Annotated in this window: 27 protein-coding genes and 3 tRNA genes; 16 read left to right on the forward strand and 14 right to left on the reverse strand. The window is 51.8% G+C overall.

What is annotated here, in order from left to right; all coding sequences use genetic code 11:
• Positions 1-21 precede the first annotated feature (21 nt).
• The 7 genes from FAH66_RS10035 to folD form a co-directional block, all read right to left on the reverse strand.
• Positions 22-753 carry a lysophospholipid acyltransferase family protein gene (locus tag FAH66_RS10035; protein ID WP_137041475.1) on the reverse strand — a complete coding sequence of 244 codons (732 nt, stop codon included), beginning with the start codon at positions 751-753 and terminating at the stop codon, positions 22-24.
• A gap of 71 nt (positions 754-824) precedes the next feature.
• Positions 825-1,403 carry a D-glycero-beta-D-manno-heptose 1,7-bisphosphate 7-phosphatase gene (gmhB, locus tag FAH66_RS10040; RefSeq protein WP_137041476.1) on the reverse strand — a complete coding sequence of 193 codons (579 nt, stop codon included), beginning with the start codon at positions 1,401-1,403 and terminating at the stop codon, positions 825-827.
• Between the two features lie 20 nt (positions 1,404-1,423).
• Entirely contained in the window at positions 1,424-2,485 is a 1,062-nt protein-coding gene (locus FAH66_RS10045; protein ID WP_137041477.1) for a glycosyltransferase family 4 protein, read from the reverse strand.
• The gene (locus FAH66_RS10050) at positions 2,482-2,955 is read right to left on the reverse strand and encodes a DUF7832 domain-containing protein (RefSeq protein ID WP_137041478.1); all 474 of its coding nucleotides are present in this window, start codon (positions 2,953-2,955) and stop codon (positions 2,482-2,484) included. Before FAH66_RS10050 ends, FAH66_RS10045 begins: the two co-directional genes overlap by 4 nt.
• Before the next feature lie 93 nt (positions 2,956-3,048).
• Positions 3,049-4,290, reverse strand: a complete 1,242-nt coding sequence (locus FAH66_RS10055) for an aromatic amino acid transporter (RefSeq protein WP_137041479.1) — start codon at positions 4,288-4,290, stop codon at positions 3,049-3,051.
• A gap of 129 nt (positions 4,291-4,419) precedes the next feature.
• Positions 4,420-5,493 carry an AI-2E family transporter gene (locus FAH66_RS10060; RefSeq protein ID WP_137041480.1) on the reverse strand — a complete coding sequence of 358 codons (1,074 nt, stop codon included), beginning with the start codon at positions 5,491-5,493 and terminating at the stop codon, positions 4,420-4,422.
• Positions 5,494-5,577: 84 nt separating this feature from the next.
• Entirely contained in the window at positions 5,578-6,429 is an 852-nt protein-coding gene (folD, locus tag FAH66_RS10065) for a bifunctional methylenetetrahydrofolate dehydrogenase/methenyltetrahydrofolate cyclohydrolase FolD (protein WP_137041481.1), read from the reverse strand.
• Positions 6,430-6,630: 201 nt separating this feature from the next.
• On the opposite strand from folD, the gene FAH66_RS10070 reads away from it, so the two are divergent.
• From FAH66_RS10070 to FAH66_RS10095, 6 genes are all read left to right on the forward strand, one after another.
• Positions 6,631-6,708: transfer RNA gene (locus FAH66_RS10070), tRNA-Pro, on the forward strand.
• Positions 6,709-6,735: 27 nt separating this feature from the next.
• Positions 6,736-6,812 (forward strand) — tRNA-Arg (locus FAH66_RS10075).
• Positions 6,813-6,821: 9 nt separating this feature from the next.
• A tRNA-His gene (locus FAH66_RS10080) sits at positions 6,822-6,897 on the forward strand.
• Between the two features lie 261 nt (positions 6,898-7,158).
• Positions 7,159-7,665, forward strand: coding sequence for an adenylyltransferase/cytidyltransferase family protein (locus FAH66_RS10085; RefSeq protein ID WP_137041482.1), 507 nt, complete (start codon positions 7,159-7,161; stop codon positions 7,663-7,665).
• Positions 7,662-9,422, forward strand: coding sequence for a bifunctional biotin--[acetyl-CoA-carboxylase] ligase/type III pantothenate kinase (locus FAH66_RS10090; RefSeq protein WP_137041483.1), 1,761 nt, complete (start codon positions 7,662-7,664; stop codon positions 9,420-9,422). The genes FAH66_RS10085 and FAH66_RS10090 overlap by 4 nt, the downstream gene beginning before the upstream one ends.
• A 15-nt stretch (positions 9,423-9,437) precedes the next feature.
• Positions 9,438-10,280, forward strand: coding sequence for a cell division protein (locus FAH66_RS10095; RefSeq protein ID WP_137041484.1), 843 nt, complete (start codon positions 9,438-9,440; stop codon positions 10,278-10,280).
• Positions 10,281-10,672: 392 nt separating this feature from the next.
• Here FAH66_RS10095 and FAH66_RS10100 read toward each other — a convergent pair whose 3' ends face one another.
• Positions 10,673-11,173, reverse strand: coding sequence for a DUF4189 domain-containing protein (locus tag FAH66_RS10100; protein ID WP_137041485.1), 501 nt, complete (start codon positions 11,171-11,173; stop codon positions 10,673-10,675).
• Positions 11,174-11,429: 256 nt separating this feature from the next.
• Between FAH66_RS10100 and tldD the strand changes: the two genes are divergently transcribed.
• The 6 genes from tldD to prmC all read left to right on the forward strand — a co-directional run bounded on the left by tldD (position 11,430) and on the right by prmC (position 17,231).
• On the forward strand, positions 11,430-12,872 hold the full coding sequence (tldD, locus tag FAH66_RS10105) for a metalloprotease TldD (protein WP_137041486.1): 1,443 nt from the start codon (positions 11,430-11,432) through the stop codon (positions 12,870-12,872).
• A 151-nt stretch (positions 12,873-13,023) separates the two neighbouring features.
• A complete protein-coding gene (locus FAH66_RS10110) occupies positions 13,024-13,683 on the forward strand; it encodes an amino acid ABC transporter permease (RefSeq protein ID WP_137041487.1) in 660 nt (219 codons plus the stop codon).
• Positions 13,673-14,341 carry an amino acid ABC transporter permease gene (locus FAH66_RS10115; RefSeq protein ID WP_003684173.1) on the forward strand — a complete coding sequence of 223 codons (669 nt, stop codon included), beginning with the start codon at positions 13,673-13,675 and terminating at the stop codon, positions 14,339-14,341. The genes FAH66_RS10110 and FAH66_RS10115 overlap by 11 nt, the downstream gene beginning before the upstream one ends.
• Position 14,342: 1 nt before the next feature.
• On the forward strand, positions 14,343-15,074 hold the full coding sequence (locus tag FAH66_RS10120; RefSeq protein WP_137041488.1) for an amino acid ABC transporter ATP-binding protein: 732 nt from the start codon (positions 14,343-14,345) through the stop codon (positions 15,072-15,074).
• A 74-nt stretch (positions 15,075-15,148) separates the two neighbouring features.
• Positions 15,149-16,003: an amino acid ABC transporter substrate-binding protein gene (locus FAH66_RS10125; RefSeq protein WP_137041489.1), complete on the forward strand. Its 855-nt coding sequence runs from the start codon at positions 15,149-15,151 to the stop codon at positions 16,001-16,003.
• 415 nt (positions 16,004-16,418) lie between these two features.
• A complete protein-coding gene (gene prmC, locus FAH66_RS10130) occupies positions 16,419-17,231 on the forward strand; it encodes a peptide chain release factor N(5)-glutamine methyltransferase (protein ID WP_137041490.1) in 813 nt (270 codons plus the stop codon).
• A gap of 84 nt (positions 17,232-17,315) precedes the next feature.
• On the opposite strand, the gene FAH66_RS10135 is transcribed toward prmC, so the two are convergent.
• The 4 genes from FAH66_RS10135 to FAH66_RS10155 all read right to left on the reverse strand — a co-directional run bounded on the left by FAH66_RS10135 (position 17,316) and on the right by FAH66_RS10155 (position 21,229).
• A complete protein-coding gene (locus FAH66_RS10135) occupies positions 17,316-18,110 on the reverse strand; it encodes a 3'-5' exonuclease (RefSeq protein ID WP_003749126.1) in 795 nt (264 codons plus the stop codon).
• Positions 18,111-18,880: 770 nt separating this feature from the next.
• On the reverse strand, positions 18,881-19,750 hold the full coding sequence (locus tag FAH66_RS10145) for a lipid A biosynthesis lauroyl acyltransferase (RefSeq protein WP_137041492.1): 870 nt from the start codon (positions 19,748-19,750) through the stop codon (positions 18,881-18,883).
• Between the two features lie 93 nt (positions 19,751-19,843).
• Positions 19,844-20,389, reverse strand: coding sequence for a crossover junction endodeoxyribonuclease RuvC (gene ruvC, locus FAH66_RS10150; RefSeq protein WP_003684216.1), 546 nt, complete (start codon positions 20,387-20,389; stop codon positions 19,844-19,846).
• A 9-nt stretch (positions 20,390-20,398) separates the two neighbouring features.
• Complete coding sequence (locus FAH66_RS10155; protein WP_137041493.1) at positions 20,399-21,229, reverse strand: carbon-nitrogen hydrolase family protein; 831 nt, start codon at positions 21,227-21,229, stop codon at positions 20,399-20,401.
• Between the two features lie 94 nt (positions 21,230-21,323).
• On the opposite strand from FAH66_RS10155, the gene FAH66_RS10160 reads away from it, so the two are divergent.
• The 4 genes from FAH66_RS10160 (at position 21,324) to FAH66_RS10175 (ending at position 23,785) form a co-directional block, all read left to right on the forward strand.
• Positions 21,324-21,623 carry a porin gene (locus tag FAH66_RS10160; protein WP_137041494.1) on the forward strand — a complete coding sequence of 100 codons (300 nt, stop codon included), beginning with the start codon at positions 21,324-21,326 and terminating at the stop codon, positions 21,621-21,623.
• A 301-nt stretch (positions 21,624-21,924) separates the two neighbouring features.
• Positions 21,925-22,119, forward strand: coding sequence for a CsbD family protein (locus tag FAH66_RS10165; RefSeq protein ID WP_137041495.1), 195 nt, complete (start codon positions 21,925-21,927; stop codon positions 22,117-22,119).
• Positions 22,120-22,192: 73 nt separating this feature from the next.
• Positions 22,193-22,351 (forward strand): DUF1328 domain-containing protein, encoded by a 159-nt coding sequence (locus FAH66_RS10170; RefSeq protein WP_039862543.1) that lies wholly within the window; start codon positions 22,193-22,195, stop codon positions 22,349-22,351.
• Positions 22,352-22,492: 141 nt separating this feature from the next.
• Entirely contained in the window at positions 22,493-23,785 is a 1,293-nt protein-coding gene (locus tag FAH66_RS10175; protein ID WP_137041496.1) for a valine--pyruvate transaminase, read from the forward strand.
• 68 nt (positions 23,786-23,853) lie between these two features.
• Here FAH66_RS10175 and FAH66_RS10180 read toward each other — a convergent pair whose 3' ends face one another.
• Both FAH66_RS10180 and FAH66_RS10185 read right to left on the reverse strand, forming a co-directional pair.
• A complete protein-coding gene (locus FAH66_RS10180) occupies positions 23,854-24,612 on the reverse strand; it encodes an iron ABC transporter ATP-binding protein (RefSeq protein ID WP_049328943.1) in 759 nt (252 codons plus the stop codon).
• An 80-nt stretch (positions 24,613-24,692) separates the two neighbouring features.
• The gene (locus tag FAH66_RS10185; RefSeq protein WP_137041497.1) at positions 24,693-25,319 is read right to left on the reverse strand and encodes an FmdE family protein; all 627 of its coding nucleotides are present in this window, start codon (positions 25,317-25,319) and stop codon (positions 24,693-24,695) included.
• Positions 25,320-25,340: the final 21 nt, after the last annotated feature.

The raw sequence follows: 25,340 nt of genomic DNA on the forward strand, positions 1-25,340 counted from the left end.
CGGCTCACCCGATGGAATGATTTATTTGGTTTTGGGCGCGAACGGGCCTTGTCCGGTAATCAGGGGTTGTTGGCTTTCGATCCATTGCTCGCATTGGGCCATGAGTTCGGCTTCATTGCCGTTGTTCTGGGCAATGGGTTTGCCGATGATGACGCTGACCGTGCCGGGGTATTTGAGGAAGGAATTTCTCGGCCAAAACTCGCCGCTGTTGAGCGCGACGGGGACGATATCCATCTCGAACATTTTTGCCATGCGCGCGCCGCCGAGCTTGTAGCGGCCTTTTTCTCCGGGCGGCAGGCGTGTGCCTTCAGGAAAAATGGTAATCCAATAGCCTTCGTTTTTACGCGCAAGGCCTTGTTCTAAGAGTTGTTTGTTGGCTTCGCGGCTGTTGCTGCGGTCGATGCCGATGGTTTTAACCAGCTTCAAGCCCCAGCCGAAGAAAGGGATTTTGAACAGTTCGCGTTTGGCAACATAGACTTGTGGCGGAAAAATCTCTTGCAGGGCGAGGGTTTCCCAGCCGCTTTGGTGTTTGGCGCAAATGATGGCAGGGTGGTCGGGAATGTTTTCCGCGCCACTTAAGGTGTAGTTCAAACCGATGACGTGCTTGAGCGACCAGTTGAGGATGCGCACCCAAATTTGCGCCATTTTGTGTGTGCCGCCTTGGAAAGGCAGGGCAAGCAGCATAAAGGGGAACAGCAAAATAATGCTGGAGGAAAGGATGAACCAGTAAATCAGGTTGCGGATAATCAGCATATCGGGGAAAAGTCTGTCGTTTGAAGGCCGTCTGAACGCCGTTGTCGGCAGTTTTCAGACGGCCTTGTCGGTTATAGGATGGCTTGCGCGGCTTCTTCGATTCGTGTGTTTTCACGCATGATGTATTGCGAGAAAGCCAGCAGGTTGTCGAAGACTTGGGTATGTTCGGGCAGTTCTTGTTCGTGTTTGGCCAGCGTTTTCTTGCCTTTGCCGGTCAGGACGAGTGCGGATTTGCCGCCTGCGGTATCAATGGCTTGCAGGTCGCGCAGGCTGTCGCCGACCAGCCAGGTTTCGGCGGCATTGGCCTTGAAGCGTTCGATGATGTCGATAATCATGCCGGGCTTGGGTTTGCGGCATTCGCAGTTGTCGGCGGCAGTGTGCGGGCAAAACCAAATGCCATCGATGGCGCCGCCTGCTTGAACGGCAAGGCGGTGCATTTTCGCGTGCATTTCGGTCAGGTCTTGCACGGTAAAGTATTTGCGGCCGATACCGGATTGGTTGGTGGCCACAGCAATGGTGTAACCTGCCTGCGTTAAAAAGGCGATGGCATCCATGCTGCCTTCGATGGGAATCCATTCGTCAACGGATTTGACGAAATCGTCGCGGTCTTGGTTGATGACGCCGTCGCGGTCGAGGATGATGAGTTTCATGGTGTTCCTAAATATTGTTTTCAGACGGCCTTCAACATATTGAGAGTTTGGTCGATATGATGCGTTAAGGTGGGATTATAGGTTAATGCCTGCATAGGAGAGGTAATTTTGTGTTTTCCCTGCCGTTTGAGAGAAACTGCTTGAGTGATGGCTTGTGCCAATGTTTCTGGGTTTTGACGTGAGAAAAAGAAGCCTGCATTTTCGTTCATGACTTCGGTACATGCCATATTGTCGGAGAAAACAACTCGGGTTCCGCACAAAATAGATTCTATGCCAACCAGTCCGAATGGTTCGTACAGTGATGCCATGATAGTGAAGTCAGCAGCTCGGTAAAGTTCAGGCATATTTTTGCAGAAACCAAGCTCAATGACGTTGTCCATTGGTCGTGGTAAGGGCGATCCGGCAACAGCCAGTTTGATGGGTAAATCGGTATGCTCGAAAAATTCTGCTAATAAATCCAAGCCTTTTCGGGTGTGTCCGGTTGATGGAAATAGGAAAATAGTTTCGTCGTCTTTAAATCCGTATCTCGCACGAGTTGCAGGAATTTCTTCCGATTTGGTGTAGAAGCGTGCAGTATCGGCAGGTGGATGGATAACATGGATTTTTTCAGAAGGTACCCCATAGAGGTTGATCAACTCGTGTTGCATTAGGTGTGAATGCGCCATGATCAATTTTGCCGTTGAGTAGTTGGTGCGGTTACGCCGAATGATGAGTCTATCAAGTAGGTTTGGGGTTTTACCCATGTTGTGCAGGTAACCTAAGTGTGTACCGCCGCAGACAAAGATATCAGCATAATCACTGGGATTGCAGGCAATAAGGGAGATATTCCTGTTTTGCCGGAGTTTGGCCAATTGCATACTGAAGAAAAAAGGACGCAACTTTTTTGGAATCTTTTTTTGATTGACGTGATGCGTATCAACTTGGCGGTATTCCGGAACCGTTGTATCAATTTGTGCAGCAAAGACGGTAGGTTTGATGCCGTGTGCGCTTAAACCACGGACCAGGTCGAAAGTGTAGCTTTCCATGCCGCCACCTGGACGGAAGCAGTTAATAGCAATGTCGATAGAATAGTTCGGCTTCATTGTGTGGATTCTTTTGAATATTTTTCTGCTTTCAAACTGCTTTTCCATTTTTCAAAGGCCGTCTGAAAAACGGGGGTCAGTTTGGCGAAGGTTTCCGGGGTGCTTTTGACGTGGTAGAAGCCGCCGAGCGAGGGTGTGTCGAGGGCGAGGACGTAGTCTTCCATAAATGCGCCGTAGCCGTCTTCTTCGTCGGTGTAGTAGAACTCGGTAAACCGTTGGCCGAGTTCGGTAAAGTCGTCTGCCGTCAGTGCGCCGTCCATGTGTTTGAGCAGGAAGTGCCGTCCGCTGATTTTGCCCGAGGTCATGGCGGCGAAGTCGGCTGCAGTTTCGGGGGCGGTTTGCCAGACGGGGTTGACGAGGCCTGCCTGCGCCGCCCACTGCCAGTACATGCCGATGTGGGTGGCGGCGTTTTCGGGCGGGAGCTGGTCGGGGTAGTCTTCGTCGAGATGGAAACGGATATTGTCGTACATGGACGGTGTTCGTTGGGGGAAAGGGGGTATTGTAGCGGAAAATAATGAATTAGGCCGTCTGAAAGAGGGTGTTACAGACGGCCTTAAGGGAATTTAACCTTTAAATACGGGAACGAGCTCCATTTGGCTCAATATTTGGGCGGCAATGTTGATGATGCCGAAGAGGAAGACCCAAACCATCAGCCAGAATCCGCCGTAAACTTTGTAGTTTTTGCCGACGCCGAATTTATGGCGCGAGCGGTAGAGCAGCATGGCGGGGATGATGCCTGTCCAAATGGTTGCGGCCAAGCCGACGTAACCGATGGCGGTAACGAAGCCGGTAGGGAAGAGCAGGCAGGAGATCAAAGGCGGCAGGAAGGTCAGCGCGGCGGTTTTGGTACGGCCGGAAATGCTGTCGTTCCATTTGAAGATGTCAGCGATGTAGTCGAACAGGCCGAGCGTTACGCCGAGGAAGGACGTTGCAATCGCCATGTAGGAGAACAGGGTCAACACTTTGTCCATATTGCCGGTCTGGGCGAACTTGGACAGCGTTTCGATCAGGACGGAAACTTGGCCTTCTGCGGCGATAACCGGTGCGAATTCGTTGCGCGGCAGGTTGCCTTGGATAGCGATTTGCCAGAGGACGTAAATCACCAAGGCAATCAGCGTCCCCGACCACAGGGATTTGGCCACTTTGGGTGCGTCGCCTTTAAAGTATTTGAGCAGGCTGGAGACGTTGCCGTGGAAGCCGAATGAGGCAAGGCAGACGGGCAGGGCGGTGGCGACATAAATCCAGTAGCTGGTGCCGGCAGGGGCTTGGGTGTCGAACAAGACAGGCATTTTGGCATCGGCAATCAGGCCACCGGTTGCCCAAATAAAGGTCAATACCATGCCGCCGATGAGGATGCTGGTGAAGCGGTCAACCAAGCGTGCTGATGCCCAAACGCAAAAGGCGAGAATGCCGAAGAAGACGAGTTGCCCGACGGTGAGCGAGATTTCGCTGTCTACCGCGCTGCCGATGCCTTTGGCTGTCAGGTCGCCGCCGACGAAGATGTAGGCGTAGGTGAGCAGGTATAAAACGAAAGCGACGGCAACGCCGTTGATGACGTTCCAAGTCGGGCCGAGCAGGTCTTTAACCATGGTGTCGAAGCTGGAGCCGTGCGGATAATGGGTATTGACTTCCAAAATCATCAGGCCGCTGGAGAGCATGGAAAACCAGGTGTACAGCAACACGGCCAGCGAGCCGGTAAACCATACGCCGGAAGTGGCGGTCGGGTTGGCAAGCATGCCTGCGCCGATAACCGTACCGGCGATAATCATCGCGCCGCCGAATAGTGAAGGGGTTTTGGTTGACATTGTTTATCTTTCTTCTAGAAATGCGTGGCTGCCATTATGCCGTAAAGTGTAAGAAAAGGTAAAGCAAAGGCCGTCTGAAAACCCGATTGTCGTTTTCAGATGGCCTTTGATGTGTATAAATGCAACTGATTAAATCAATTTTTGCAGTTTCAATTCATTTTTCAGATACGCGTAATAAACCGGCGCGACGATGATGCCGCCGATGCCGAAAATGCGTTCAAAGACGACCATCGCCACCAGCAATTCCCATGCGCTGGATTCGATTTCCGAGCCGATGATTTTGGCGTTGAGGAAATATTCGAGTTTATGGATGACAACGAGGAAAACCAACGAGGCAAGTGCGACGTAAAGCGATGCGCCGAGGCTCAAAATAATGATGATGGTGTTGGAAATCAGGTTGCCCGCCACCGGAATCAGGCCGACGATAAAGGCGACGATCAAGACGGTTATTTTAAACGGCAGGTCAACGCCGAACAGCGGCAAAACCAAGTAGAGGTACAGGCCGGTCAGGAAGGTGTCGATCAGCGAGATTTTGACTTGGGCGAGGAACACGCGTTCAAAGCTGGTTTCAAAATTGACGATGCGCCGCATCAATTCGGCTTTAAACAGCGGCATTTTGTGGCGGTTTTTGCGCATTTTCAGGCGGTGGAAACTGAGCATGGCGCCGATGATGATGCCGATGAGGATGTACACGAAGGACGTGATGCTGTTTTTACTGATACGGGTCAGCGCGGCGCGGTATTCTTCAATCAGCTTGATTGCCGAAGCTTTGATTTCGGCCATATTGTTGGGCAGCATGTTGAGAATGGCCGCAGGCAGGTCTTGGCTGTTTTTGGTGTCTTCCAAAATCGCCGCCAGCTTGGCCAACATAAAGCCGACGTGTCCGCCGTGTATCAGGTGGTAAATGCCCAAAGACATCATCGTGATGATGCTGAACACGATGGCCAGCGTCAGCGTGGTGGAAATCAGGTTGATATTGTGCGCGTTGAGCGATTTATGCAGCCGCGTGTTGCGCGGCAAAACACGGCGGCGGAGTTTGAGGATGACGCCGTTGGTGCGCGTAATAAAGATATAGGTCAGAATAACCGACAGTAGCAGCGGCAGAAAATGGTAGTGCAAGACAATCAGCAAGGCCAAACCCATTAGGATATAGGAAGCGTTGCGGAAAGTCGGGTTGTCGGTGTGTGAAGAGAGTAAGGACATGTGAAGCCAATAAGGTAAAAAGCAAAAAAACAGGTCAGGCCGTCTGAAAAACCATGTTCAGACGGCCTAACTTAATGACAGCGATTAATCGTGCAATGAGGCCGCGTGTACCGTGTTTTCCAACAAAGTGGCAATCGTCATCGGGCCGACGCCGCCGGGAACAGGCGTAATCATGGACGCGCGTTCTTTGGCGACATCAAACTCCACGTCGCCGCACAGGCTGCCGTCGTCCAAGCGGTTGATGCCCACATCGATAACCACTGCGCCGGGTTTGACCCATTCGCCTTTAACGAAATTCGGAATGCCTACGCCGACCACCAAAATATCTGCGGCCGCAACTTCATCGGCAAGGTTTTGCGTGGCGCTGTGGCAGATGGTTACCGTCGCGCGGGACAGCAGCAATTCCAACGCCTGCGGGCGGCCGACAATATTGGATGCGCCGACGACGACCGCTTTTTTGCCTTTCGGGTCGATGCCGTAGGCTTCCAACAAAGTCATCACGCCTTTGGGTGTGCAAGGGCGCATCAGCGGCATTTTGACGACCAGGCGGCCGACGTTGTAAGGGTGGAAGCCGTCCACATCTTTATGCGGCTCGATACGCTCCAAAACCGCTTGGCTATCGATGTGTGCCGGCAGCGGCAGTTGCACCAAAATACCGTCGACGGCAGGGTCGCCGTTCAATTCGTCCACCAGTTTCAGCAAATCGTCTTGCGTGGTATCAGACGGCAGCTCATAAGAGCGCGATTCGATGCCGCTTTTTTGGCAGGCCAGTTTTTTATTGCGTACATAAACCGCGCTGGCAGGGTCGTCGCCAACCAATACCACCGCCAAGCAAGGCGTGTGCAAACCTTTTTCCTGACGCGCTTTTACCGCCTGCGCGACCGCCTCGATGCGTTGCTGGGAGATTTTTTTTCCGTCTATAAGTTGTGCAGCCATGATTTTTCCTCCTAAATAGGGACAAATATTGTGTTTAAATTATCGCATTTTTCAGACGGCCTGACACAAAAGAGTGGCCCTGATTACGAAACATAAAAATAAATAACGATTAAAAATAATAAGATAACCAAAGAATGAAAAAATAAAGCAAAGTAAGTGTTGACCGGGTTAAAAAGGGTCTGTATAGTTCAGGTCTTCAGTCGGGGCGTAGCGCAGCCCGGTTAGCGCATCTGCTTTGGGAGCAGAGGGTCGTGAGTTCGAATCCCACCGCCCCGACCACAAAATTCTTCGCACGAATCGGCATGAGCGCCCGTAGCTCAACCGGATAGAGCACCGACCTTCTAAGTCGGGGGTTACAGGTTCGATTCCTGTCGGGCGTGCCAATTTTTACGGTGGCTGTAGCTCAGTTGGTAGAGCCCTGGATTGTGATTCCAGTTGTCGTGGGTTCGAGCCCCATCAGCCACCCCAGATGAAAGCCTGCATATTGTATGCAGGCTTTTTCCATTTATACCTGAATTTTACTTCAGATTTAATTGGGTTTCAAAAAAGTATTTATCAAACCGTTTCATCATGGCATTGGCAAAAATGGCGTTTGCCGTGTTATCAAATGTCAATGAATACGCAGTCAAGCCCGAATAATATTGTACCGTTCGGTATCTTTTTATGGCGTTTCGCCGTTATCCTTTATAATATCCCGATTATTTTCTGTTTCATTCCCAAAGGAACCGCATCATGTCCGAATGGTCAGCTCCAGAATTCGAATCCAAAATCTGTCCGCCCGAAAAGCTGGCGGAGCGTTTGGCGGCATTGCCCCGTCCGCTGGTGTTTACCAACGGTTGTTTCGATATTCTCCATAGGGGCCATGTAACGTATCTGGCGCAGGCGCGATCGGCCGGTGCGGCTTTGGTGTTGGCGTTGAATACCGATGCTTCGGTGCGCCGTCAGGGCAAAGGTGACGACCGTCCGATTAATCCTTTGGAAAACCGCGCGGCAGTGGCAGCGGCATTGGCCAGTGTGGATTTGGTCACATGGTTTGATGACGACACGCCGGCTGCGTTGATTGAAATGGTCAAACCCGATGTATTGATTAAAGGCGGCGATTGGCCTGTGGATAAGATTGTCGGTGCGGCCGAGACGTTTGCGCGTGGCGGCAAAGTATTTTCGATTCCGTTTTTACACCAGACTTCGACCACCAAAACTTTGGCGAAAATCCGCAAAGCCGGAGGAGGCGAATGACGGATTTGAACAGCCGCCATTGGGCCTTGCTCGCCGCGCTTTCAGACGGCCTGCCGCAACACGTTTCTCAGTTGGCGCGTGTGGTCGGGATGAAGCCGCAACAATTAAACGGATTCTGGCAGCAGATGCCGGGCCATATTCGCGGTTTGCTGCGCCAGCATGACGGGCAATGGCGCTTGGTGCGCCCTTTGGCTGTGTTTGCCGAAGAATCTTTGCAACAAATGGCCGGAAAACAGGGTTTTCGTGCGCAGTTGAAACACGAATGTTCGTCCAGCAACGATGAAATCATGGCATTGGCGCGCCAGTCGGCAGATTTGGCGCATAAGGCCTTGTGTGTGGCGCATTTCCAAACCAAAGGACGCGGACGGCAAGGGCGGAGTTGGGTCAACCGACAGGGCGAATGTCTGATGTTCAGCTTGGGCTGGACGTTTGACAAGCCGCAATATGAGCTGGGTTCGCTGGCGTTGGTAGTGGCATTGGCTTGCCGCCGTGCGCTTGCCGATATCGGTTTGGACGTAAATATCAAGTGGCCGAACGATTTGGTCGTGGCCAACGATAAATTGGCCGGTATTTTGATTGAAACGGCTCGGGTAGAGAATAAAACCGTCGCCGTCATCGGAATCGGCATCAATTTTGTATTGCCGAAAGAAGTTGAAAACGCCACTTCCGTGCAGGCCTTGTTTCAGACGGCCTCTAAGCAGGGCGTAAGCGTCAAAACCTTGTTGAATGCGGTATTGGTGCAACTTGATGCGCTGTTGAACGAATACGCGCAAAACGGATTCGCGTCATGTGTCGGCGAATACGATGCCGCCAACCGTGACACAAACAGACCGGTGTTGCTGCTTCAGGAAGGACGCGTTGTACACGAAGGAGTGGTCAAAGGCGTGGATGCGCAAGGCGCGTTGCGTTTGCTGACGGACAAAGGTGAGAAAACCATTGTCAGCGGCGAGATCAGTTTGCGCCCGGATAACCGCCCGGCACAACCTGCCGCTGCCAAACCGGAACGCTTTTTGCTGCTGGACGGCGGCAACAGTCAGTTGAAATGGGCATGGGTAGAGAACGGCACATTTTCCGAAGTCGGCCGCGCGCCGTATCGTGATTTGACCCAGCTGGGTGAAGAATGGCTGCAATTTGCCGATGATGATGTGAAGATTGTCGGTTGCGCCGTGTGTGGTTCGGTAAAAAAAGCGATGGTAGAAGAACAATTAACCCGTCCGGTCGAATGGCTGTCTTCCATGCCGCAGGCCTTGGGTATCCGCAATCATTACCGCCGCCCTGAAGAACATGGTTCCGACCGTTGGTTTAATGCGCTGGGCAGCCGCCGCTTTACGCAAAACGCCTGCGTCGTCGTCAGCTGCGGTACCGCCATAACCACCGACGCGCTGACGGAAGACAATCATTATCTCGGCGGCACCATTATGCCCGGTTTCCACTTGATGAAAGAGGCGATGGCGCTCAAAACCGCCAACCTCAACCGCCCCATCGGCAAGGTATATCCGTTTCCAACCACAACGCCGAACGCCATTGCCAGCGGCATGATGGATGCCGTTTGCGGCGCGTTGATGATGATGCATGGCCGTCTGAAAGACAAAACGGGCGAGGGCAAACCGGTCGATATCATTATCACGGGCGGCGGCGCGGCCAGAGTCGTGCAGGCGCTGCCGGAGTCATTCGTTCATGACAATCAAGTGAAAATCGTCGATAATCTCGTGATTCACGGGCTCTTGCATTGGATTGCCCATCGCAACGGACAATAAAAAGGAAAACGCATCATGAAATGGCTGTTTGCGGTCTTGGTCGCACTCAACATCATTGTTTTTGGCAGCATGGTTGCCTATCGGACACAACATAAAACCGCCAAACCCGAATCTGCTTTGGAAGGCGACACGCACGAATTATTGCGCCCGTCTTCTTTGGACGCACCCAAAGCCGAGCCTCAGCAGGCATCGCAACCCGATTGGGTGGTGGTTGAATCAGACGGCCTGATTATGGCCGAACCTGAATCAGAAGAAGCGGAAGCCTTGCGTAAAAAGCAAGAAGCGCAGCAGTTGAAAGAGAAAAAAGAAAAAATGCGCCGCGAGAAAGAGGCGCAAGAGCGTCGCGCCGCTGAAGAAGAGATGGGCGCGGCCGGCGTGGAACGCTTGTGTACCAGCAGCGCCACCGTGGTAATGGATGAAGACGATTACCACCGCATCAAAGGCCTGTTGGGCAAATGGCCTCATGCCGCCAGCCGCAGTATCGAAAAACGCAACGGCGCATCCAGTGGCGAGACTGCTTCCAAAACCTTCCGCGTGGTTTTGCCTGCCGACGGCGACACCTCCGCCCAGCTTGATGCCTTGGGCAGCCGCGGCTTTAGCGGCAGCATTCACAACGGCGAAATCAGCATTGACGTAACACGCAGCCGCTCTTCCGCCCAAGTTTTGATTTCACGCTTGTCCAGCGCAGGTTTCGGCGGCGCGCGCATTGTCGAACAGGAAGACAGAAGCGCACCCGATACCGGTTTGAGCGTGGCGCGCATGACCGTAGTCTTCATGGCAGTTGACGAGCGCGACGCCCAAGACATCAGAAACATTGTCGGCCGTTATGGCAAGTTGAACATGAAAACCTGCCGATAATCAGGTCTATTCGGTTTCAGACGGCCTGATAAGCAGTCCCAAGCCTGATAAACCGAACACCACAAAACACGAAACCCACTGTATCGGCAGTGGGTTTCATGTTTTCGGTTTTGAGTATCTGATATAAAGGGGAACAGGTATGTTTCGTATATGCGCACTCCGAGTATCAAGAGATAATGGGAAAGAGGGGGATAAAATCTGTCGTTTAATGGCTCGGATTAGGACGTCTTCCGAGTGGTTTTGATTATACGCTAATAATAACTATTATCAATAGCAAAATTGAAAAAATAATGGGTTTTGTCGTAATGATTTGTTTTGTATGGAAATTAAATTTCGGTATCGGCTTTGCCGTGATTGAAAAGGCCGTCTGAATAAAGACGGCCTTTGGTCTATTAGAATTTCGGCATAGAGCAACCTTCTGTAGCAATAATTCTACATTGTAAAGCTCCACGTTTTCGACATTTTCTTAATGCCTCCGCTTCAGCCATACCCGGGTCGGTTATGCCAAAAAAAGCTGAACCATCTTTTGCTTGAGCAACGGCGATACAGCCGTTGCGAACCCAGGCTCTAACTTTACACGGTTTATTTGTTCCACCTTCTTCGCAGGTTTTAATGGCCAGCCTTTTTGCAGCCTCAAGTGAATCCATCTCAAGTGCACCACCTGATATACCTGTTTTAGGATTGATTGCCCATGCTCCGTATTTTGAAGGAACATTGATATTAACAATTTCCGTAGGTTGATTTTGTTGATACTGACGAGACGATGTACAGTTGGGATTGTAGCCATACTGACACAGTGCCGGATTGTTTTGTAATGCTCCTCTGGTTACGGGGTCAGCAGCATAAACATTAAGGCTTGCCAGTCCTAGCAATACAACAAGTAACTTTTTCATTTTAATTCCAATCTATTTATTATTTGAATCTTTATCAGCCAGTGCTACATCAATCCTACGATGATTTGTTATCTTCTTCACGCGGCTGACGTTGAAATAGGGTAAGGCAAACATTTCGACCCTATGTTTCAGACGGCCTTTTGATTTGTTTCAATCACTCATAAACCCAAGCAATCAACATATCCAAATCCATATAAAATACCGTATAATCAAGGCCAAATTAACTTTGCCTGCTTGTCGGGCCGTCTGAAGAATTATGCAACAAACCTACGCCGCCGTACAGCGAGATTTGCTCGAAGCCAACCATCTTTCCCCTGATTTGCTCGCCCAAAGCCTGAGCATTATCGGCGCCAACCATGTCGATTATGCCGACATCTATTGTCAGCGCACTGCCTATGAAAGTTGGCATCTGGAAGAAGGCATCGTCAAATCGGGCAGCTTCCAAATCGATCAGGGCGTGGGCGTGCGTGCCGTTTCGGGCGATAAAACCGCTTTTGCCTACGCCGACAGCCTGTGTATCGATTCGATCAACCGCTCTGCCAAAGCAGTGCGCGTGATTGGTGCGGCCGGCGGCGAAGCCAGTGTCAAAGTGCCGACACCTGCCTACGGCAAACCTGTCCACATGGCGATTGACCCTATTGCCAGCCTTGATTCCGCTGCCAAAGTCGCGCTGTTGAACAAAGTCGAAACGCTGGCCAAAGCCGCCGATCCGCGTATCGTGCAAGTGATGGCCGGTTTGACCTGCGAATACGACATGGTGTACATCGCCCGTCTGGACGGTAAACACGCTGCCGATATCCGCCCGATGGTGCGCATGAATGTAACCGTCATTGCCAAGCAGGGCGAGCGTCGCGAGCAGGGCAGCGCGGGCGGCGGCGGACGTTATGATTTGGTGTATTTCGATGAAAACTTGGTGCATCGGTTTGTCGATTCCGCCGTCAAACAAGCCCTGACCAATCTCGAATCCCGTCCTGCGCCTGCCGGCGAGATGACCGTTGTTTTGGGCAACGGCTGGCCGGGCGTGTTGCTGCACGAAGCGGTCGGACATGGTTTGGAAGGCGATTTCAACCGCAAAGAAACCAGCGTTTTCTCCGGCCGAATCGGCGAGCGCGTGGCTGCCAAAGGCGTGACCGTTGTGGACCAAGGCGATATTGCCGACAGACGCGGTTCGCTCAATATTGACGACGAAGGCAATGAAACCCGCCGCACGGTATTGATTGAAGACGGTATTTTGGTCGGCTATATGCAGGACGAAACCAACGCCCGCCTAATGGGCACGCAATCGACCGGCAACGGCCGCCGCGAAAGTTACGCTTCTGCGCCTATGCCGCGCATGACCAATACCTTTATGGAAAACGGCGGCTATGAGCCGGAAGAAATCATCGCGTCCATCGACAAGGGCATTTACGCCGTCAACTTCGGCGGAGGACAAGTGGACATTACCAGCGGCAAGTTCGTATTCAGCGCATCCGAAGCGTGGTGGGTCGAAGGCGGCAGGCTGCAATATCCTGTCAAAGGCGCGACCATCATCGGCAACGGCCCCGAAGTGCTGAAACATGTTTCGATGATAGGCAACGATACCGCGTTGGACAGCGGTGTCGGCGTGTGCGGCAAAGAAGGGCAGAGCGTCCCTGTCGGCGTGGGGCAGCCGACTTTGCGTATCGATGCCGGGCTGACCGTCGGCGGCAGCGCAATCTGACGCGGAATCCGGCACGATGCCGTCTGAAAGTTTTTTCAGACGGCATCGCCTTATTCTTTTTTATGATGTTTGATATTCCCAAGAATTCTTTAACATTATCTTACAAGTTAATTAAAATACCGCCTTTCGTTAAGCTGATTGTCTGATTCTGATGAACTGGCCTTATCTGATCGATGCCATACCCAAATTCGCCGATGCGGCAAAGCTGACGCTGGAATTGTCCGTTTACGGCGTTGTTTTGTCGTTGCTGTTCGGCCTGCCCGTCGCCGTGGTAACGGCATACCGCATCCGCCCTTTCTACGCATTGGCACGCGCCTATATCGAACTGTCGCGCAATACGCCCCTGTTGATCCAGTTGTTTTTCCTGTATTACGGCCTGCCGAAAATGGGCATTAAATGGGACGGTTTCACCTGCGGCGTGATCGCGCTGGTTTTCTTGGGCGCAAGCTATATGGCGGAAGCCGTCCGCGCCGGCATTTTGGCAGTGCCAAAAGGGCAGGTCGAGGCGGGCAAAGCCGTTGGTTTGAGCCGATTTCAAGTGTTCCGCTATGTCGAATTGCCGCAGGCTTGGGCGGTCGCTTTTCCGGCTGTTGCCGCTAATGTATTGTTTTTAATAAAAGAAACATCCGTTATTAGCGCGGTCGGTATTGCGGAATTGTTGTTTGTTACCAAAGATGTGATTGGTATGGACTACAAAACCAACGAGGCATTGTTCCTGCTGTTTGCCGCTTATCTGATTATCCTGCTACCTGTTTCTTTGTTGGTGCGGCGATTGGAAAACCGCATACGGAGGGCGAAATATGGCGTTTGACTGGCTTTTTGAAGGAAAAAATGCGGCACGTTTGGGCGAAGGCCTGCTCTTAACGGCACAAATTTCTTTAATCTCTGTTGCGGCTTCTTGCGTATTGGGGACGTTGTTCGGCCTGGTTTTGCGTTCGCGCAACCGGCTTGTCCGCCTTATCGGACGGTTTTATCTCGAAACCATCCGCATCGTGCCGATTTTGGTGTGGCTGTTCGGCCTGTATTTCGGTTTGTCCGTGTGGACGGGCATACACATCGGCGGATTTTGGGTTTGCGTTTGGGTTTTTACGCTTTGGGGCATCGCCGAAATGGGCGATTTGGTGCGCGGCGCATTGGAATCGATTGAAAAACATCAAGTCGAATCGGGCTTGGCACTGGGTTTGAGCCGTCGTCAAGTGTTCCGCTACATCGAATTGCCGCAAAGTGTCCGCCGTGCTTTGCCGGGGGCGGTTAATTTGTTTACGCGAATGATTAAAACCAGTTCGCTCGCCTCGCTTATCGGCGTGATTGAAGTGGTCAAAGTGGGGCAACAAATTATTGAAAACTCTCTGCTGACGCAGCCCAATGCCTCATTTTGGGTTTATGGCCTGATTTTTATGCTGTATTTTTTATGCTGTTGGCCGCTGTCGCTGTTGGCGACAAAGCTGGAACAAAAATGGGAACACTGATATGGCTTTATTGAGCATCCGCAAGCTGCACAAACAATACGGCAGCGTAACCGCCATTCAATCCTTAGATTTGGACTTGGAAAAAGGCGAAGTGATTGTGTTATTGGGTCCGTCCGGCTGCGGCAAATCTACCCTCCTGCGTTGCGTCAACGGTTTGGAGCCGCACCAAGGCGGCAGCATCGTGATGGACGGCATCGGCGAATTCGGCAAAGACGTTTCCTGGCAAACCGCCCGGCAAAAAGTCGGCATGGTCTTTCAAAGCTATGAATTGTTTGCCCACATGACCGTCATCGAAAACATCCTCTTAGGCCCGGTAAAAGTACAAAACCGCAACCGCGCCGAAGCGGAAGCACAAGCCGACAAACTGTTGGAACGCGTCGGTTTATCCGACCGCAAAAACGCCTATCCACGCGAACTCTCCGGCGGACAAAAACAGCGCATCGCCATTGTCCGCGCCCTGTGCCTAAATCCGGAAGTCATCCTGCTGGACGAAATCACCGCCGCACTCGACCCCGAAATGGTGCGCGAAGTCTTGGAAGTGGTTTTGGAACTCGCCCACGAAGGGATGAGTATGCTGATTGTTACCCACGAAATGGGGTTTGCACGCAAAGTTGCCGACCGCATCGTCTTCATGGACAAAGGCGGCATCGTCGAATCGTCCGACCCCGAAACCTTCTTCTCCGCACCAAAAAGCGAACGCGCCCGCCAATTTCTGGCAGGCATGGACTACTGATTTACCGCAAACCGTCCGAACCCCCTTTCAGACGGCATTCCATCCCAAGCAAACATTCAAAAAGGAGATTCCCAATGAAACTGAACGCAAAATTCAAAGCGCTACTCGCTTCCGCTGCCATCGCCGTCGGTCTGACCGCCTGCGGGGGCGGCTCCGGCGATGCCCAATCTTCACAAAGCGGCGGCGCGGCAACCGTTGCCTCAATCAAAGAAAAAGGCGTGATCCGTATCGGCGTATTCGGAGACAAGCCTCCGTTCGGCTATGTTGATGCCAACGGTAAAAACCAAGGTTTTGACGTTGAAATCGCCAAAGATCTGGCCAAAGATCTGCTCGGCAGCCCCGACAAAGTCGAGTTCGTCCTGACCGAGGCCGCAAACCGCGTCGAATACGTCCGTTCCGGCAAAGTCGACCTCATCCTGGCCAACTTCACCAAAACACCCGAACGCGCCGAAGCTGTCGACTTTGCCGACCCCTACATGAAAGTGGCCTTGGGCGTGGTTTCCCCCAAAGACAAACCGATTACCGACGTGGCGCAATTGAAAGACCAAACCCTGCTGGTCAACAAAGGTACTACCGCCGACGCCTTCTTCACCAAAAGCCATCCTGAAGTCAAACTGCTGAAATTTGACCAAAACACCGAAACCTTCGACGCACTGAAAGACGGCCGCGGCGTAGCACTCGCCCACGACAACGCCCTGCTGTGGGCATGGGCGAAAGAAAACCCGGATTTTGAAGTCGCCATCGGTAATTTAGGCCCTGCCGAATTTATCGCACCCGCCGTTCAAAAAGGCAACGCCGATCTCTTGAACTGGGTCAACGGCGAAATCGCCGCCATGAAAAAAGACGGCCGTCTGAAAGCCGCCTATGAAAAAACCCTGTTGCCCGTGTATGGCGAAAAAGTCAAACCGGAAGCATTGTTGGCTGAATAAGTTTGTTTAACAAGAAAATCCGTATCCGCATTTGAAGGCGGGTGCGGATTTTTTCAGCTGCCGCAAATATCGCAAATTCAAAGTAAAATCAACTATATCATTGTTTTTTATTTATTCCGTTGTTGCCGCTTGGAAGGGAATCCGCCCCGTTCGGTTTCGCTTGTTTTTGAATTTCGGGCAACTTTCAAATCGTCATTCCCGAAAATCGCTTCAGCCTTATGTTTCCGGATGACCGCTTTCGCGGAATGACGGCGGAGCGTTTCTGTTATTCGGATAAATTCCTACGGTATCGAAACGGCGATAAGGTGTTTTTCTTTATTATATAATTTCAAAGCGAAAATGATATTTTTTGAATAAGCGTGCCGCAAAGCCGGAAAAAATGTTCGAGCCGCATCGGCGGCAGACGGGATAAAAAATGATGTTTGACGAATGGTTGGGCTTGTCAAAACTACCTAAAAATGAAGCAAGAATGCTGCTGAAATATGCTTCGGGATATACGCGCGTGCAGTTGTTGACACGGGGCGGGGAAGAAATTCCGGACGAAGTCCGGCAGCGGGCGGACAGGCTGGCGCAACGCCGTCTGAAAGGCGAGCCGATGGCCTATCTGTTGGGCGAGCGTGAATTTTACGGGAGACGTTTTGCCGTCAATCCCCATGTGCTGATTCCACGCCCTGAAACCGAGCATTTGGTGGAAGCCGTGCTCAAACGCTTGCCGCCGCAAGGACGTGTGTGGGATTTGGGAACGGGCAGCGGTGCCATTGCCGTGACCGTCGCGCTTGAACGCGTTGATGCCGATGTTCGGGCATCCGATATCAGCGTCGGTGCTTTGGATACCGCCCGTCAAAATGCGGCCGAATTGGGCGCAAAAGTCGAGTTTGCGCAGGGTTCGTGGTTTGATACCGACAGGCCGTCTGAAGGCCGATACGATGTGATTGTTTCCAATCCGCCGTATATCGAGAGCGGTGATGAACATTTATCGCAAGGAGATTTGAGGTTTGAACCGCAAAACGCGCTGACCGACTTTTCAGACGGCCTCAGCCATATCCGCCACATTACCCAAGAAGCCCCCAAATACCTGAAAGCCAACGGCTGGCTGCTGTTTGAACATGGCTATGACCAAGGCGAAGCAGTGCGGAATATTATGTTGGAGAACGGTTTTGCAGAAGTGGCGACCGAACAGGATTTGGCAGGATTGGACAGGGTCACGCTGGGGCGTTTGCCTGCTTAGCGGGCATGATTTGTCGGAATATAAAAAAGGGCGTGTCGATCACGCCCTTTGGGTTTTCTGGTTTGTCTGTTCAGACGGCCTGGTTTAACGCCAAGCAGCGACGAACTCCGCCCAATGTTGTTTTTCTTCGGCTTGTGCGGCCAGATAATGTTTGATGCGTTTGATTTCGACTTCGTATTCGTCGGCATCGAGCGCACCGCTCATCATGCGAAAGCGCATGTACATCAGGTAGGTATTGGCGGCATCGGTTTCGCAATAATCGCGGATGTCTTTCAGACGGCCTGCATGATAAGCATCCCAAACCTTGCTGCCGTCCATGCCCAGTTTGCCGGGGAAGCCGCAGAGTTTGGCCATATCGTCCAAAGGCACGCTGGCGCGCGGTTGGTAGAGGGCGAGCAAATCCATCAGGTCGCAATGGCGGGTGTGGTAGCGGCTGATGTAGTTGTTCCACTTAAAGTCGCGGCTGTCGCCAAAATCGCCGTCGCCCATGTCCCAATAGCGGGCGGCGCTGATGCCGTGTATCAGGGCGCGGTAGTGGAGGACGGGCAGGTCGAAACCGCCGCCGTTCCAGCTGACGAGTTGTGGCGTATAGTTTTCGATGACCTCGAAGAACTTGGCAATCATGACTTCTTCGCTGTCTTCGGGATCGCCGATGGTACTGACGCGGATTTTGTCCTGCCCCCAGCGCATACAGCAGGAGATGGCGACGACTTGGTGCAGATGGTGTTGCATAAAGTCGCTGCCAGTTTTGGCGCGGCGTTGCTGTTGGGCAAACAGGACGACTTCGTTGTCGGGCAAATCGGCAGGTAAATCGTAAAGCAGGCGGATGCCGTTTACGTCGGGAATGGTTTCGATGTCGAAGGCGAGTATCGGAGTCATGGCGTGATCGGGTTGGATAAGGGATGATGTCATTGTGGCATGACGGCGCAGATAAAAAAAGAGGCAATCCCCCACAGGATTGCCCCAATACCTCAAATCAGAGATTTACGCTTCACAAACAATACAGGCTTTCACCTGCGGCTTTACAGATGCAGCTCAACTCTGCATCGGTAAACTTTCATTTCGGGCATTGCACCGAAATCCTCTAAAATACCGCAATTTCTTGCAATATCAGAAAACTGCTTACAAAAGATCTAAAACCGGCTGAGGCCGTCTGAATGTTTTGTAATTTAATGTAGTGAAATTTACGCGAATTTTTACAGTTTGCCAAGTATTTTTTTCTGAAGGTCTGGCCCAGTATAAATTGCAATTTTTGTCATATTTTTGCAATTAAATTTCATGATTATTTTAAATTTAGATATTTATTTTGTATTTTTCATTTTAAATTTACTTTTATTGCATATTTTGAATGATTAAATTGTGTTTTTTTGGATGAACTGTTTTGCAACATATTGTTTTTAAAAGGAATTAAATTTAATATGTAAATGAAAAAAGTGTATTGAGACTGATGTTTTTCATTTGAGAAAAAATATAGGGTTGTTTGAGAGTTTCAATCGCGATAAAAAAGCTGTTTTTAAAGCATTTAAAGCGGAATGTTATTTGATTGTTTGGAATCGAACATGAGTTTCGGTTTGATTCAATTAAAATGAAAAAGCAGCGAAAGAAGGATTTCGTCGCTTTTTGCCTATTTAAATTGTAATTTAATGTAGTCAATAAAAGCTGTTTTCGCCTTCGGGACGGGTTTTGAAGCGTTTGTGCAGCCAGAAATATTGTTCGGGATGCTCGCGTACCCGCTCTTCGATGAAGTCGTTCATGCGCTGGGTATCGGCTTCGACATTTTCGGTCGGGAAATTGTCCCAAGCCGGATAGAAGCGCAGGGTTACGGTATTGTCGGCTTCACGCGTGGGGATGGCGGGAATGATTTTGGCTTTGGTCATGCCGGCGATACGGCTGAGGCCGGTAATCGTGGCCGTCTGAATGCCGAAGAAATTGACGAAAATGGAATCGTTGCGGCCGAAGTCTTGGTCGGGCAGATAAAGAAAGGGCGCATCGCTTTTGCGCAGGTGTTTGATGATGGCGCGCAGGCCTTCTGTACGGCCGATCAGGAAAACATTGTTGTAGCGGTGGCGGCCTTTCAGGATTTGCTCGTCCAGAGCTTTGTTTTTTTGGTGCGAATACATGCTGGTCAGCGGCACATCCTGATTGAGCGTGTAAACCGCCATTTCAAATGCGGTAAAGTGCGGATAGAGGATGATGACTTTTTCGCCGACGGCGAGGGCTTCGTCAAGATGGTGTTTGTCTTGATAGCGTACCAACGAGCGCAGCTTGTCCGCAGGCGCGTACCAGTAGAGGCCGTATTCGAGCATCAGCTTGGCCATGTGTTGGAAGTGGCGTTTGAGCAGGGCGGTGCGCTGGCTGTCGTTTAGCTCGGGAAAGCATTTTTTGAGGTTGATTTCGCCGACTTTGCGGCGCGGTTTGACCGCGTAATAGGCGAGAATACCGATCGCGTCGGCAATCTTGTGCAACACGCAAAAAGGCAGCAGGCGGATGAGGTAGAGAAAAAGGAAGGCGGCTTTCATGAAGGCTCGCTGTATGTGGGCAAAGGGCTATTATAACCGAAAGGCCATCTGAAAACGGGCTGGAACACGATTTCAGACGGCCTGAATGTCGGCTTACCATTGGAAACGGCCGCGCTTGACCTGCAAGCCGTCGGGGTTGAGTTGCGAAGCCAATCCGTGATTGCGCAGGGCGTGGGTGAGGGCGACGGCGAGTCCGTCGGCGGCATCGGCTTGCGGCGTGCCTGAAAGTGCAAGCATTTGGACCACCATATGCTGCACTTGCTCTTTGGCGGCCTTGCCCTTGCCGACCACAGCCTGCTTGACCTGAAGAGCGGTGTATTCAAACACGGGCAAATCGTGCATGACCAAAGCGGCAATCGCTGCACCGCGCGCCTGACCGAGCATTAACGTTGCGGCCGGATTGACGTTGACGAATACTTGCTCGATGGCTGCCTGATGGGGTTGATAGTGGCGGATGATTTCGTCGATATGGCGGACAATCACGGCGATGCGTTCGGAAAGCGACGCGCCGGTCGGCGTTTTGATACAGCCGGAAGCAACATAATGATGTTCGCGGCCGTGGACATCAATCACGCCGAAGCCGGTCACGCGGCTGCCAGGGTCGATGCCAAGAATGCGTGTGGGTTGGAACTGGGACATAGTGCGTGTTTAAAGTAATCGGTGTTTCAGGGCAGGCAGGCGCGTGCGCACGCTTTGCAGGCGCGCAGTATCCAAATCGGCACAAATCACGCCTTCGCCTTCCGGCAACGTCGCCAATACATCGCCCCAAGGGTCAATAATCATACTGTGGCCGAATGTGCGGCGGCCGCTTTCATGCAGTCCGCCTTGTGCCGACGCGATGACGTAGCATTGGTTTTCCACCGCACGGGCGCGCAGCAGCAATTCCCAATGCGCCTTGCCGGTCGTGTAGGTAAATGCAGCCGGTAACAGCAAAACATCAAACGGCTGCTGGGCGCGGAAAAACTCAGGAAAGCGCAAATCGTAGCAGACCCCGGCCGCCAGCGGAACATCGTCCACGCTCAATTTCGGCACATCGTTGCCCGCTAATATTGTATCGGCTTCGGCGTAGCGTTCGCCCAAACCGGAAAAGCCGAAAAGGTGCATTTTGTGGTAAAGCCCGATTCGGTTGCCGTCGCGGTCATACACCAGCATCGTGTTCATCACCTTGCCAGCGTCTGGGCTTTGCAGCGGAACAGTTCCGCCAAACAACACCACGCCGCATTCCCTTGCCGTTTCGCTTAAGGCCGTCTGAAAACGGGTGTGGCAGGTTTTGCCAACGCGTCCATCGTCCAAAGGCTCGGCAAATGCCAGCTTGTCCGTATCGTTTTTGCCCATCAGCGGCCAATATTCGGGCAGCAACACCCAATCCGCCCCTTGTTTGGCAGCATCGCGAACAAGGCGCTTCATGGTGGCAATATTGGTTTCGGGGTCGGTGGACGACACCATTTGCACAGCGGCGGCGCGTAAAGAGCGCATCATCAAAACTCCTGTCAGATTTTGCAAGAATTGTAACTTGTTTACGCACAAGGCCGATACAATCGTCACACAATTCCTCTCCAAAAAAGGATAAACCATGAACTTGAAACTTCTCCTCACTGCCGCACTTTCCACCGCCGCACTTGCCGCACACGCCGACGTACAGCTCTACGGCAGCATCAAAAGCGGCATCGAAACCTCGCAAACCCGTTTCGGCGGCCAATCATACAGCCGAACCGCCGTTGCCGACCAAGGCAGCCACATCGGTTTGCGCGGCTCGCATCCGATTGTCGGCGGAACGAATTTTATTTGGGAAGTCGAACAAGACACACCGGTCAGCAAAAGCGGCTCCATCCGCCAAGACTGGCGCGAACGCCGAGACAATTTTGGCCGTTAAGGAAAGATTGGATAGTAAAAGGCCGTCTGAAAGATTTTCAGACGGCCTGTTTTTTATAGTGAGGTCGATTGATTTAAAAAATACACTTAAAAGGCGGCAATCAATAATATCTTAATATTTTCAAAATTTAACGGTTTTGTATAACTTATTGATTAATTAAGAAATTGATAAGCTATTGGTTAGCTGATTAAAAAATCAGCATTGGCATTGCTTGCAAATTAAAAAATTATCAAGTAAGGTTAAATGCAAGCGATTTTATCCGTGAGTCAAATATTAATCAATAAGATAGGATGGTATAACCATGAATGAAGATATTATCAAAGGAAAATGGGAGCAGCTTAAAGGTAAAGCCAAAGAAAAATGGGGCGAGTTGACAAACGACGATTTGGACATCATCGAAGGCAAGCGCGATCAGTTGGCCGGTAAGCTCCAAGAGCGTTACGGCCGTACTAAAGATGAAGTTGAAAAAGAAATTGATGATTGGTTGAACAACTAAGACCGTTGAATTTCACCATAAACGGTCGGGTCTCACTCGACCGTTTTTATATTAAACCGAAAGGAAAAAAATCATGCTTCATTATTCGATCGTTTTCTTTATAATCGCTATTATTGCAGCTGTATTAGGTTTCGGTGGTATTGCAGGTAGTGCGGCAGGCATAGCCAAAATTTTATTTGCCGGTTTCTTGATCTTGTCGGTGATATCACTGATTTTTGGCAGGAAGAAATAATACCTGTAGACCAATAAGGTTGTATCAAGCCACTATTCCGTCAAATAGGCCGTCTGAAAAATCAGGATAACTGGTTTTCAGACGGCCTTTGTTCTTATAATAGCGGTTTATTGTTTCCACATACCCAGCAATGGAGTTTCCATGCAGTTTTCAGCATTCGGCGAAAAATTCACACAACACAGCGGTATTTTGCAGTTGATGGACGATTTGGGCGACGCGCTCAAAAGCGACAAGTCCGTCAATATGCTTGGCGGCGGCAATCCGGCGAAGATTGCTGAAGTCAATGCGGTGTTCGCCGATGTGTTTTCCAAGCTGGCGACGGAACACGCTGTTGAGAATATCGGCAATTATTCCAATCCGCAGGGAGATGCGGCGCTGATTGCGGCTTTGACTGAGTTTCTCAACCGTGAATACGGCTGGAATCTGACGGCGGACAATATCGCGCTGACCAATGGTTCGCAAAACGCGTTTTTCTATTTGTTCAACCTGTTCGGCGGCAAGTTTAATCTTTCAGACGGCCAAACGGCTGAAAAAGCCATTTTGTTGCCGCTTGCGCCTGAATATATCGGTTATGCCGACGTGCATGTCGAAGGGCAGCATTTTATTTCGGTTAAGCCGAAAATCGAAAACGTCGAACACGAAGGCGAAGCGGGATTTTTCAAATACCGCGTGGACTTTGACGCGCTGGAGAGCCTGCCTGAATTGAAAGAGGGCAAAATCGGTGCGATTTGCTGTTCGCGCCCGACCAACCCGACCGGTAATGTGCTGACCGACGGCGAGATGGCGCGTTTGGACGCTTTGGCGCAAGAACACGGGATTCCGCTGATTATCGACAACGCTTACGGAATGCCGTTCCCGAATATTATTTACAGCGATGTGACGCTCAACTGGCACGAAAACATTATCCTCTGCTTCAGCCTTTCTAAAATCGGCCTGCCCGGCGTGCGTACCGGCATTATTGTCGCCGCGCCGGAAGTGGTCAAAGCCGTCAGCAGTTTGAATGCAATTGTGAACCTGTCGCCAACCCGTTTCGGCGCGGCGATTGCGGCTCCGCTGTTGAACGACGGCCGTCTGAAACAGCTGGCCGATGAAGTGATTCAGCCGTTTTACCGTCAGCAGGCGCAAACGGCGGTCTCCCTGCTCAAGCGTGAATTGGGCGCGTATCCGTTGAAAATCCACAAGCCTGAAGGTGCGATTTTCTTGTGGCTTTGGTTTGAAAACCTGCCTGTTTCGTCGAAAACCTTGTATGAAATGCTCAAGGCTGAAGGCACGCTGATTATTCCGGGCGAGCATTTCTTTGTCGGCATCGATACGCAAGATTATCCGCACGCACGCGAGTGCATCCGCATGAGCATTGCGCAGGACGCGGAAACGTTGGAAAAAGGCATTGCCGCGATCGGTCGCGTGGTGCGCGGTTTGTACGATAAAAAATAAACGCTTTGAATAGGCAAAGGCCGTCTGAAACATGAGTAATCGGGTTTCAGACGGCCTTTTTGTCGGATTTAGATATGGTGGATAACCAGTTTTTTGCCTTCGTAATCGAGGACGTTGACGTCCATATCGAATAGGGTTTTGATGTTTTCGGCGGTGAAAATATCGTTGGGCTTGCCCTGCATGGCGACTTGGCCGTTTTTCATGGCGACGACGTAATCGGCGTAGGCGGCGGCCTGGTTGATGTCGTGCAGGACGACGACGGTGGTGCGTTTGTGTTCGTCAGTCAGCCGGCGCAGGATTTGCATGAGGGAGCGGGCATGATACATGTCGAGGTTGTTCAGCGGTTCGTCCAGCAAAACGTAGTCGGTGCGCTGGCAGAACACCATGGCAATCATGGCGCGTTGGCGTTGGCCGCCGGAAAGCTCGGTCAGGTAGCGGTCGGCGAAGTCTTGCAGGTGGAACTCGGCGAGCGCTTCTTCGACGATGGTTTTATCAGTTTCAGACGGCCTGCCTTGATGGTAGGGGTAGCGGCCGAACATGAGCAGATCGCGCACGGTAATGCGGCTCATGATGCTGTTTTCTTGGGTAAGGATGGAAAGTGTGCGGGCGAGTTCGGCGGTGGGGGTGGTTTTGATGTCTTTGCCTGCGTAGCTGATGTCGCCGTGTACCAAGGGCTGCAGGCGCGCCATAAAGGAGAGGAGTGTGGACTTGCCTGCGCCGTTCGGTCCGATCAGCGCGGTAATGCCGCCTTCGGGGATGTCGAGGCTGACGTCGTTGAGGATGGGGTTGCTGCCGATGGTGTGGCTGACGTTGCGGATGGTAATCATAGGCGGGTCCAAGTGGGAATTTGAGTTTCAGACGGCCTTGAGTTTTAAGGCCGCCTGAATTTTATTTCTGTATGGTGTGGTTAAATTTCGCTGACGGTGACAAATTCGGGATTGTCGGCTTGATCAATCAGGAAGGCGCGGACGCGTTCTTGCCAAAGCTCGCCGAATTGTTTGAGTTCGTCAGTACTTGCGCTGCCGCTGACGGCTTTGGGCATGATGTCGCGCATTTGCGGCGCAAAGGGTTGGAGCGCGGCGTTGAGGCTGACGGCAACGGTTTTGCCGGTATCGCGGCGGTGGAGCGCGAGTGTGCCGTTGATTTCTCCTGCACCAAAGGACAAGAGATGGCGGCGGGCAAAGCGTCCGGCAGGGCCTACGCCGCCAAAGCCGGTTTCAGGTGCCGCGCCGGTAAGGAGTTGGACGACGGAAGCGGTAACGCCGGTCGTGCCTTCGTCACGCTCGCCCTGCATAAAGGCTTCGATGTCGCCGCGTTGCGGCAGCTCTGCGCCGTAAAGTGCTTTCAGGCCTTTGATGACCATTAGGTAGGCTCCGGCGACGGTCGGGCAGGAGTGGCCGCACAGGCGCACGGCATCGGCGTAGCGGTAAGTGAGGATGCCGTTTTCGGCCGCGCCGAGGAAGTTGGCCAATGCGTCTTGGACGGTAATGGTCGGGGCGTCATCGAAGAATGAAGGGAGGCGTTCTGGTGTCATGAGGGTTGTCCTTTATGGGTT

Origin of the sequence: Neisseria subflava, assembly GCF_005221305.1 — a bacterium.
GTDB classification, from domain to species: domain Bacteria; phylum Pseudomonadota; class Gammaproteobacteria; order Burkholderiales; family Neisseriaceae; genus Neisseria; species Neisseria subflava.